The sequence below is a fragment of the Pelomonas sp. KK5 genome (assembly GCF_001984095.1).
Taxonomy (GTDB): domain Bacteria; phylum Pseudomonadota; class Gammaproteobacteria; order Burkholderiales; family Burkholderiaceae_C; genus KK5.
In genome coordinates, this window is the sequence record NZ_LYVQ01000229.1 from 1 (window position 1) to 10,373 (window position 10,373).

Here is a 10,373-nt window from a genome sequence, read left to right on the forward strand (position 1 = left end):
GCCCCCGATCACCTTCCCCGAGTCGCTGCCGGTCTCCGCCCGGCGCGACGAGATCGCGCGCGCCTTCGACGAACACCAGGTCATCATCGTCTGCGGGGAGACCGGCTCCGGCAAGACCACCCAGCTGCCCAAGATCGCGCTGAGCCTGGGCCGCGGCCGGGCCAATACCGGCCGGCTGATCGGCCACACGCAGCCGCGCCGCATCGCTGCCAGCAGCGTCGCCAAGCGCATCGCCGAGGAGCTGAAGACCCCGCTGGGCGAGATCGTCGGCTACAAGGTGCGCTTCCAGGACCGGCTGCAGCCGGGCGCCAGCGTCAAGCTGATGACCGACGGCATCCTGCTGGCCGAGACGCAGACCGACCCGCTGCTGAAGGCCTACGACACGCTGATCATCGACGAGGCCCACGAGCGCTCGCTGAACATCGACTTCCTGCTCGGCTACCTGAAGGAGGTGCTGCCGCGCCGGCCCGACCTGAAGGTGATCGTCACCTCGGCCACGATCGATGCGGACCGCTTCGCCAAGCATTTCGAATCGAGCAAGGGCCCGGCGCCGGTGCTGATGGTCAGCGGCCGGACCTTCCCGGTCGAGCAGCGCTATCGGCCGTTCGAGGAGTCGCGCGAGTACGACGTCAACGATGCGATCTGCGACGCGGTGGACGAGCTGTGGCGAGAAGGCTCGGGCGACGTGCTGGTCTTCCTGCCCGGCGAGCGCGAGATCCGCGAGGCGGCCGAGGCGCTGCGCAAGCACCACCCGCCCGGCGTCGAGGTGCTGCCGCTGTTCGCGCGCCTCTCGGAAGCCGAGCAGAACCGCGTGTTCGAGCCGCACGGCCAGCGCCGCATCGTGCTGGCGACCAATGTGGCCGAGACCTCGCTGACCGTGCCCGGCATCCGCTATGTGATCGACCCCGGCCTGGCCCGCGTCAAGCGCTACAGCTACCGCAACAAGGTCGAGCAGCTGCAGATCGAGAACATCTCGCAGGCGGCGGCCAACCAGCGCGCGGGCCGCTGCGGCCGGGTCAGCAACGGCATCTGCATCCGGCTCTACGAGGAGAAGGAATACAACGAGCGGCCGAAGTTCACCGACCCCGAGATCCTGCGCTCCTCGCTGGCCGGCGTGATCCTGCGCATGAAGGCGCTGCATCTCGGCAACGTGGACGAGTTCCCGTTCATCGAGCCGCCGCCGCGCAAGGCCATCGCCGACGGCTACCAGCTGCTGGCCGAGCTCGGTGCCGTCGACGAACTGAACGAGCTGACCGCGATGGGCAAGGAGCTGTCCAAGCTGCCGCTGGACCCGCGCGTCGGCCGCATGATCCTCGAGGCCCGCAACCGCGAGGCGCTGGCCGAGGTGCTGGTCATCGCCAGCGCGCTGTCCGGCCAGGACGTGCGCGACCGCCCCATGGAGCAGCAGCAGGCCGCCGACGAGAAGCACAAGAAGTTCGACGACGAGAAGTCGGAGTTCATGGGCTACCTGAAGCTGTGGAAGTGGCTGGGCGAATCTCGCGGTGGTGAGGGTGAGCACAAGCTGAGCAACCGCAAGCACGAGCAGCTGCTGCGCGACAACTTCGTCTCCGTGCGCCGCGTCCGCGAGTGGCGCGACATCTACTCGCAGCTGCACACGGTCGTCGCCGAGCATGGCTGGCGCATGAACGGCGCGCCGGCCACCTACGAGCAGGTGCACCTGTCGATGCTGTCGGGCCTGCTGGGCAATATCGGCCTGAAGAGCGATGACGACGATTTCTATCTCGGCGCCCGCGGCATCAGGTTCAACCGCCACCCCGGCGCGCATCTCTCCAAGAAGCCCGGCCGCTGGATCGTCGCCGCCGAGTTGGTGGAGACAACGCGCCTGTTCGGCCGCGGCATCGCCGCGATCGAGCCGCAGTGGCTGCCCGGCATCGCCGGCCACCTGATCAAGACCCAGCTGGCCGAGCCGCACTGGGAGAAGAAGGCCGCCGAGGTGATTGCGCTGGAGCGGGCGACGCTCTACGGCATCGTCATCTACAGCAACCGGCGCGTGAACTTCGGCAAGGTCAACCCGGGCGAGGCACGCGACATCTTCATCCGCGAGGCCCTGGTCAACGGCGAGTGGGACACCAAGCTGCCCTTCCTCGCGCACAACCAGAAGCAGATCGCCAAGGTCGAGGAGCTGGAGCACAAGTCGCGCCGGCAGGACGTGCTGGTCGACGACGAGCTGATCTACCAGTACTACGAGCAGCAGGTGCCGGCCGACGTGGTCAGCGGCGCCACTTTCGAGCGCTGGTACCGGCATGCGTCCAAGGAAGACCCGAAGCTGCTGTTCCTGAGCCGCGACGAGCTGATGCGCCACGAGGCCGCTGGCATCACCGGCAGCGCCTTCCCGAAGACGATCCGCCTGGGCGGCGTCGACTGCAGCGCCACCTACCTGCACCAGCCGGGCGACGCCAAGGACGGGCTCACCGTCACCGTGCCGATCTATGCGCTGAACCAGGTCAGCGAGGAGCGCTGCGAATGGCTGGTGCCCGGCATGCTGGAGGCCAAGGTGACGGCGCTGCTGAAGAGCCTGCACCAGAAGCCCCGCGCGCGCCTGGTGCCGCTGCCGGACTTCGTGGCCGAGTTCATCGAGCTGAACCCGTTCGCGCAAGGGGCGCTGGTCGAGGTGCTGCTGAAGGCGGTCAAGGAACGCACGCAGCTGGCCATCCAGCGCAACGACTTCAAGCTGGAGCAGGTGCCCGCCCACCTGTTCATGAACTGCCGCATCGTCGACGAGCATGGCCGCCAACTGGGCCTGGGCCGCAACCTGGCGGCGCTGAAGGCGGAGCTGGGCGGCCAGGCGCGCTCGGCCTTCCAGGCGCTGGCGGCGCTGAAGTTACCCGTTACTTCGGCGGCAGCGCCGACGCCCGCCGCGACCTCGCAGAACGTGAAGGTCGTGAAAGCCGAGAAGGCCGGCCCGCCGCCCAAGGACAGCGCCACCGCCTATACCGACTGGACTTTCGGCACGCTGCCCGAGCTGATGGAGGTGAAGAAGGGCCCGCAGACGCTGATCGGCTTCCCGGCCCTGATCGACCGCGGCGCGCATGTCGAGATCGAGGTCTTCGACGAGCCCGACGTCGCCGCGCAGAAACACCGCGTGGGCCTGCGCCGGCTCGTCGCCCTGCAGCTGAAGGAGCCGCTGAAGTACCTGGAGAAGAACATCCCGGACCTGCAGAAGATGTCCGTCCTCTACATGGGCCTGGGCACGGCCGAGGAACTGCGCGAGCAGATCATCGGCGTGGCGCTGGACCGCGCCTTCCTGGGCGAGCCGCTGCCCACCGACGAGTTCGCCTTCAAGCGGGTGATCGAGGAGGGCCGCGCGCGGCTGAACCTGATCGCCCAGGAGGTGGCCCGCCAGGCCGGCGCCGTGCTGCAGGAATACGCGGCGGCCGTGCGCAAGCTGAAGGACTCCCGCGCGCCCAAGGACGTGGCCGACGACATCACCGCCCAGCTGCAGCGCCTGGTGCCGAAGAACTTCGTCACCGCCACACCGTGGTCCCAGCTCCAGCATGTCACGCGCTACCTGAAGGCCATCGTCGCGCGGCTGGACAAGTGGCGCGCCGACGCCGCCCGTGACACCCGGCTGATGGCCGAGCTGAAGCCGCTGGAGCAGCGCTACACCCGCCGCCTGGCCGAACTGAAGGGCCAGCACGACGCGCGCCTCGCGGACTTCCGCTGGCAGCTTGAGGAACTGCGGGTCAGCCTGTTCGCCCAGGAGCTGCGCACGCCCCAGCCGGTGTCCGTCAAGCGGCTGCAGAAGGTGTGGGAACAGCTGTCGGCGTGACAATTTGTAAGTCCTGGGCGAATGCCGTACAGATTCCGCGTTAGGGTGCACGCCGATTTGTGTCAAATTGGGATGACACTAGGACCCCTGCGCCCCCGATTCCCTGACCGTGGCTGAAACCAATATCCCCGCCAAGCCTGCGCCGACGCGCAAGTTCGGCCGCTTCGAGTTGCGCGCGCTGCTGAACAAGAGCGCGCGCTCGATGCTGTGGCTCGTCTGGGACGAGCGCAACAGCCAGGAGCTGCTGCTGTGCATGCCGCGCGTGGCGCCCAACAGCCCGCCGGCGGCCGAGCACTGGCAGAAGACCGCCAACGCCGGCGCCCGGGTCAACCATCCGAACCTGGCCCATGTGGTCGAGGTCGGCCAGGTCGAGCAGTGGCCCTACGTGGCCTACGACCGCGCCCTGGGCGAGACGCTGGACGAGCGCCTGGCCCGCGGCGCCTCGCCGCTGCCCATCGAGGCCGCGGAATGGATCTGCCAGGCGCTCGAAGGCCTGGCTTTCGCGCACGAGTCCGGCCATGCCCATCGCGACGTGCAGGCCGCCAGCATCCTGATCAGCCCGACCAACCAGGTGCGCCTGCTGGGCCTGGAGGTGGCGCAGGAGGTGTTCCCCGCCAACGTGGACTTCAACGCGGTGACCCGCCGCGCGGTGCGCGAGGCGGCCGAGGAGGATGTGCTCTGCGTCGGCCTGCTGCTGCACCGCATCCTCAGCGGCCACCCGGTGCTGGAGCAGAACGACCTGCAGCTGGCGATCCAGCAGATGCAGCCGGTGGGCCATGAGGTGGTGCGCCTGGGCTGGGAGACGCCGCACCCGATCCCCGACCCGCTGCGTGCCATCGGCAACCGCGCCACCGACCGCCAGGCCCGCCAGCGCTACCACATGGCCCGCAGCTTCCTGCGCGCGCTGGACGGCTGGCGCACCGCGGCCAACCAGGACGACGGCGGCCCGATCGCGCTGCTGATCGACCGGCTGCAGCGCGTCGGCCACCTGCCCACCACGACGACGGCGCTGAACGGCATCGCCCAGTCCAGCAGCATGCAGGGCCAGCACACCAGCGCGCTGTCGGAGCTGGTGCTCAAGGACATGGCGCTGAGCCTGGAGCTGCTGCGCCGCGTGAATAACTCGTTACGTCAGCAGGGTGCGCCGGTGGACGGCACGGTGCTGAACATGCAGCGCGCCATCGCCATGCTGGGCCTCAACGGCGTGCAGCAGGCGGCCCGCGCGCTCAAGCCCTGGCCCGGCCCGCTGGCCGAGGTGGCTGCCGGCCTGCTGCGCAAGCTGATGAACCGCGTGCACCGCGCCGGGCAGATCGCCCAGGAGCTCCGCCCGGCCGGCTATGACGCCGAGGTGGTCTACCTGATCACCGTGATGCAGAGCCTGGGCCGGCTGCTGGTGCAGTACCACTTCCCTGACGACGCCCAGCAGATCCGCCAGTTGATGGTGCCGCCCGAGCCGACCGCCGACCACCCGCATCCCGCGCCGATGACCGAGCAGGCGGCGGCCTATGCGGTGATGGGCTGCGACCTGGAGACGCTGGGCGTGGCCGTGGCCCGCTACTGGAGTCTCGGCGACGAGCTGCTGCACATGATCCGCCGCCAGCCCGCCGATGCGCCGGTGCGCGCCGCCGACTCCGACGCCGAGCAGTTGCGCCTGACCTGCAGCCTGGCCAACGAGATCGTCGATGCGCTGGAGCTGCCCGAGGCGAAACGCCAGGCCGGCATCGAGGCGGCTACCAAGCGCTATGCACGGGTGCTGCACGTGGGGTTGCGCGAGGTGATGCTGGCGCTCAATCCGGATGCCCATGCCGACGCGCACGCGCATCCGCTGCAGGGCGACCTGCCGCCTGCCGTCGCCGTGCCCAAGGCCTCGGCGCTGCGCGGCCGGCTCACGCCCAGCGGCAACGGCGGTCGCTGACATCATGGCCAACGCCATTTCGCCGTCCGGCGACCTGCCGCCCGACCTCGGCCGCTTCCGCCTGCTGAGCAAGCTCGGCGAGGGCGCCCAGGCGACCGTCTGGCTGGCCCACGACCCGCGGCTGGACCGGGAGGTGGCCCTGAAGGTGCTGCATCCCGGCGCCGATGCGGCCAGCGTGGATGCCTGGCTGCACGAGGCCCGCGCCGTCAGCCGGCTGGTGCATCCGAACATCGTGCCGGTGTTCGAGGCCGACGTGCAGGGCGGCCGGCCCTATATGGTCTTCGAGTACGTGCCCGGCGGCACGCTGGCCGGGCGCCTGCGCGGCGGCCAGTCGCTGCCGGCCCGCGAGGCGGTGACGCTGGTCGTGCAGGTGCTCGACGGGCTGCAGGCGGCGCATGCGGCCGGCGTGGTCCACCGCGACCTCAAGCCCACCAACATCCTGCTCGACGCCCAGGGCCGTGCCCGGGTGATGGATTTCGGCATCGCCGCCCGGGTCGGCAAGGCAGGTGAAGGCACCGCCACCGGCAGCAAGCCGCTGGCCATCATCGGCTCGCCGGGCTATCTCTCGCCCGAGGCCGCGCGGGGCGAGCCGCCGGCGCCCTCGATGGACGTGTTCGCCAGCGCGGTGATGCTGGCCGAGATGCTGAGCGGCCAGCGACTGAACCACGAGAAGGATCCCTGGCGCGCGGTACGCCGGGTGCTGGAGCAAGACCTGACCCTGCCGGCCGGCCTGGGCCCGGAAGTGGACGACGTGCTGCGCTCCATCGTGCAGCGCGGCCTGGCGCGCGATGCGGCCGAGCGCTGGCCGAGCGCCCAGGCCTTCCGCGACGCGCTCAACGACTGGCTGCATCCGATCGCCGAGCCGGTCGGCGAGGTGGCCGAGGGCGCCACGCTGGAGTTCCTGCTGCGGCGCATGCGCCATCGCAGCGACTTCCCGGCCATGTCCGACGCGGTGGGCCGCATCCAGCGCCTGACCCACAGCGAAAACGAGAGCATCACCAGCCTGTCCAACGAGATCCTCAAGGACGTGGCCTTGACGCACAAGCTGCTGCGCCTGGTGAACACCGTGCAGTTCAGCCACGCGGGCGGCGGCACGGTGAGCACCGTGTCGCGCGCGGTGGCGCTGGTGGGCTTCGCCGGCATCCGCAACCTGGCGCTCTCGCTGATCCTGCTGGAGCGCATGGAGAACAAGGCCCATGCGCAGCAGCTGCGCGAGGACTTCCTGCGATCACTGATGGCCGCCTCGCTGGCGCGCGAGCTGTGCCTGACGCCGCGTGACAACGAGGAGGCCTTCCTCGGCGCGATGTTCCACCACCTGGGCCGCTCGCTGACCGAGTTCTACTTCCCCGAGGAGGCCCAGCAGGTGCGCCGCCTGATGCATGGCGGGCGCAGCGGCAGCGATGCGCGGCCGCTGGGCGAGGCGATGGCCTCGGTGCAGGTGCTGGGCATGAGCTATGAGCAGCTGGGCCTGGGCGTGGCGCGCAAATGGGGCCTGCCGGAGCAGTTGCAGGCCAGCATGCGGCGCCCCGAGGGTGAGCCGCCGCCGCGCCTGGTGGAGAGCCCGCTGGAGCGCCAGCGCTGGCTGTCCCGCGCAACGAACGACCTGGCCGACGTGATCCTGCACACCGAACCCAAGGCGGCGCATGCCAAGGTGCGCGCGATGGCGCAGCGCTACTCGCGTGCCTTGGGCGTCAGCGCCGAGGCCTTCGACAAGGCGGCCGACCAGGCCCGCCAGCGCCTGGCGCAGATGGCCGATGCGATGGACATCAAGCTGCCCAAGGGCTCACCGGCCGAGCGCCTGCTGGCCCCGCTGGCGCCGACGGTCGACGATTCATTGACCGGCCTGGAACTGCAGGCCACCCAGGTGCTGGAGCCCACGCAGCAGCTCAGCGCCCAGCAGGTGACGCGCGAGCAGGCGGTGGACATGCTGACCGCCGGCGTGCAGGACATCACCAACGCCATGGTCGAGAGCTTCAAGCTCAACGAGGTGCTGCGGATGATCCTGGAGACGATCTATCGCGGCCTCGGCTTCCGCCGCGTGATCTTCTGCCTGCGGGATCCGAAGAGCGATGTGCTGAGCGGCCGTTTCGGGCTCGGCGACGGGGTGGAGCTGGTGGCGCCGGCCTTCCGCGTGCCGCTGCAGACGCGGCCGGGCGCGCAGGCCGACCTGTTCGCCGCCGTCTGCCAGAAGGGCGTGGACACGCTGATCGCCGACGCCACCGCGCCGAAGATCGCCGAACGCCTGCCGGCCTGGTTCACCGGCGCCGTGCACGCGCCGAGCTTCCTGCTGCTGCCGATGGCGATGAAGGGCGCGCCCTTCGCGATGATCTATGCGGACAAGGCGGTGCCGGGGGCGATCGACCTCGGCGAGAAGGAACTGTCGCTGCTGCGCACCTTGCGCAACCAGGCGGTGATGGCCTTCAAGCAGCAGGGCTGAAAGAAAAACAGCCGACGCGAGGTCGGCTGTTTCAGGGGTGTTCAGGTTGACGAGCCTGATCTCGGCACTGGTTGCAACAGTTGGGGCTGCTTCGTTCCCGACCTGACCCGGTTGGCTGCGCTCCCATGCGAGGAGGCCCGTCAAAGACCATTGTAATCGACGCTGACGTCTATCCTCAGCGGAGTTGCAGATCGTCGTCGCTGAAGCGGATGTTCAGCGGCTCGATCAGCAGCTGCTTGGTCTCGCTCGCTTCCAGCGAGCCCGCCACCCAGGCGTCGATGCCGCAGGCCTTGGCCACCTCGACCGTCTTCGCCGCGTCCGCCGCCGGCACGAAGATCGCGAAGCCGGCGCCCATGTTCAGCGTCGAGTAGGCCTCGCGGTCGTCCTGTTTCGCGTGCTCCTGCATGAACTTCAGCACCGGCGTCACCGGCGGCACCGTGTGGATGCGGTAGGTGAACTTGCCGGGGTGGCGCAGCAGCTTGCGCCAGCCGTGGCCGGTGATGTTGGCGCAGTAGTGCGGCTGGATGCCGGCCTTGTACAGCGCCTCGGTGACCGGCGAGTACAGCACCGTCGGGGCCAGCAGCGCGTCGCCGTAGGTCAGGCCCGGCTCGATCTCGGTCAGGTAGCCGCTCGGCAGGCGCTCGACCAGCTTGCGCGCCAGGCTCAGGCCGTTGGCATGGATGCCGCTGGAGGCCAGCAGCACGATGGCGTCGCCGGGGCCCAGCTTGTCGCCGACCGACAGGCGCTGCTTCGGGTTGACCAGGCCGGTGCAGGACGCGGCCAGGTCGATGCGGCCGTCCTCGACGATGCCGGCCAGCGCCGGCGTCTCGCCGCCGCCCCAGGCCACCGAGCAGGTGTCGCAGGCCTTCTTCCAGCCCTCGACCAGCGCCTGCGCGCGGGCCTTGTCGCCGAACCAGTCCGAGCCGCCGGCGGCCCAGTAGGCCTGCACCACCAGCGGCGTGGCGCCGACGGTGATCAGGTCGTTGATCGCCATCGCGATCGTGTCCTGCGCGATGCCGGCGTAATAGTGCGGCTTGCCGGTCAGCTTGGCCATCTCGTCGGCCACGAGGGTCTTGGTGCCCAGGCACTCGACGATCGAGGCCATGTAGAACGGGCCCACGTCGACCACATAGGCCGATTCGCCGCGCGAGGCGGGCACTTCGGTGAAGCCGTGGCTGATCAGGTGGGCGCCGGTGGCGGCGGCCGCGCGCTGTGCCGAGATCTTCAGCGGGTCGATCAGGTCGTAATTGACGCCGGCCTGCTCATAACTGAGAGTTTCGGCGGAGGAGGGGGTGTGACTCATGGGGCGTGATTATCGGTCAGTAGAATCCGCCCGCATGAAGCCCCCACGTTCACTTCGTTCCCTGCCCCCCGAGGGGGTGCGCAGCGCCTTCGGGCGGCCGGGCGGCGCTGCATGAGCTACCTGGTCCTCGCCCGCAAGTACCGTCCCCACGCCTTCGAAGAAATGGTGGGCCAGGAGCATGTCGTCCAGGCGCTGTCCAATGCCCTGACGCAGCAGCGCCTGCACCATGCCTACCTGTTCACCGGCACCCGCGGCGTCGGCAAGACCACGGTCTCGCGCATCCTCGCCAAGAGCCTGAACTGCACCGGCCCGGACGGCACCGGCGGCATCACGGCCACGCCCTGCGGCGTCTGCGACGCCTGCCGCGACATCGATGCCGGCCGCTTCGTCGACTACGTGGAGCTGGACGCGGCCTCGAACCGCGGCGTCGAGGAGATCTCGCAGCTGCTGGACCAGGCGGTCTACAAGCCGGTGGTGGGCCGCTTCAAGGTCTACATGATCGACGAAGTCCACATGCTCTCGAACACCGCCTTCAACGCGATGCTGAAGACGCTGGAGGAGCCGCCCGAGTACCTGAAGTTCGTGCTGGCCACGACCGATCCGCAGAAGGTGCCGGTGACCGTGCTGTCCCGCTGCCTGCAGTTCAACCTGCGACCGATGGCGCCGCAGGACGTGCTGTCCCACCTCACCAAGGTGCTGCAGGCCGAGAACGTGCCGGCCGAGGCGGGCGCCTTGCGCCTGCTGGCCCGCGCCGCCCGCGGCTCGATGCGAGATGCGCTCTCGCTGACCGACCAGGCGATCGCCTTCGGCGCCGGCTCGCTCGCGGAAGCCGGCGTGCGCCAGATGCTGGGCAGCGTGGATCGCGGCCACGTCACCGCGATCCTCGACGCACTGGCGGCGTCCGACGGTGCCGCTGTCGTTGCCCAGG

Annotated in this window: 5 protein-coding genes and 1 other RNA gene; 4 read left to right on the forward strand and 2 right to left on the reverse strand. The window is 69.7% G+C overall.

What is annotated here, in order from left to right; all coding sequences use genetic code 11:
- The first annotated feature begins 7 nt into the window (after nucleotides 1-7).
- The 3 genes from hrpA (at nucleotide 8) to B0W88_RS25800 (ending at nucleotide 8,142) form a co-directional block, all read left to right on the forward strand.
- The gene (hrpA, locus tag B0W88_RS25790; RefSeq protein WP_077037469.1) at nucleotides 8-3,790 is read left to right on the forward strand and encodes an ATP-dependent RNA helicase HrpA; all 3,783 of its coding nucleotides are present in this window, start codon (nucleotides 8-10) and stop codon (nucleotides 3,788-3,790) included.
- Nucleotides 3,791-3,899: 109 nt separating this feature from the next.
- Complete coding sequence (locus B0W88_RS25795) at nucleotides 3,900-5,705, forward strand: HDOD domain-containing protein (RefSeq protein WP_077037465.1); 1,806 nt, start codon at nucleotides 3,900-3,902, stop codon at nucleotides 5,703-5,705.
- A gap of 4 nt (nucleotides 5,706-5,709) precedes the next feature.
- On the forward strand, nucleotides 5,710-8,142 hold the full coding sequence (locus tag B0W88_RS25800) for a serine/threonine protein kinase (RefSeq protein WP_077037466.1): 2,433 nt from the start codon (nucleotides 5,710-5,712) through the stop codon (nucleotides 8,140-8,142).
- 45 nt (nucleotides 8,143-8,187) lie between these two features.
- Here the strand turns inward: B0W88_RS25800 and ffs are convergent.
- Together ffs and B0W88_RS25810 are read right to left on the reverse strand one after the other, a co-directional pair.
- An RNA gene (gene ffs, locus B0W88_RS25805) (signal recognition particle sRNA small type) lies at nucleotides 8,188-8,284 on the reverse strand.
- Nucleotides 8,285-8,317: 33 nt separating this feature from the next.
- Nucleotides 8,318-9,445, reverse strand: a complete 1,128-nt coding sequence (locus B0W88_RS25810; RefSeq protein WP_077037467.1) for an AIR synthase related protein — start codon at nucleotides 9,443-9,445, stop codon at nucleotides 8,318-8,320.
- 111 nt (nucleotides 9,446-9,556) lie between these two features.
- Here B0W88_RS25810 and dnaX point away from each other — a divergent pair.
- Nucleotides 9,557-10,373, forward strand: an 817-nt coding sequence (dnaX, locus tag B0W88_RS25815) for a DNA polymerase III subunit gamma/tau (protein ID WP_077037468.1), incomplete at its 3' end; no start/stop codon positions are given.

Excerpts from the sequence above, each read along its gene's own strand:
- B0W88_RS25800 (WP_077037466.1), top strand. The coding sequence starts at position 5,710 with ATGGCCAACGCCATTTCGCCGTCCGGCGACCTGCCGCCCGACCTCGGC.
- B0W88_RS25810 (WP_077037467.1), bottom strand. The coding sequence starts at position 9,445 with ATGAGTCACACCCCCTCCTCCGCCGAAACTCTCAGTTATGAGCAGGCC.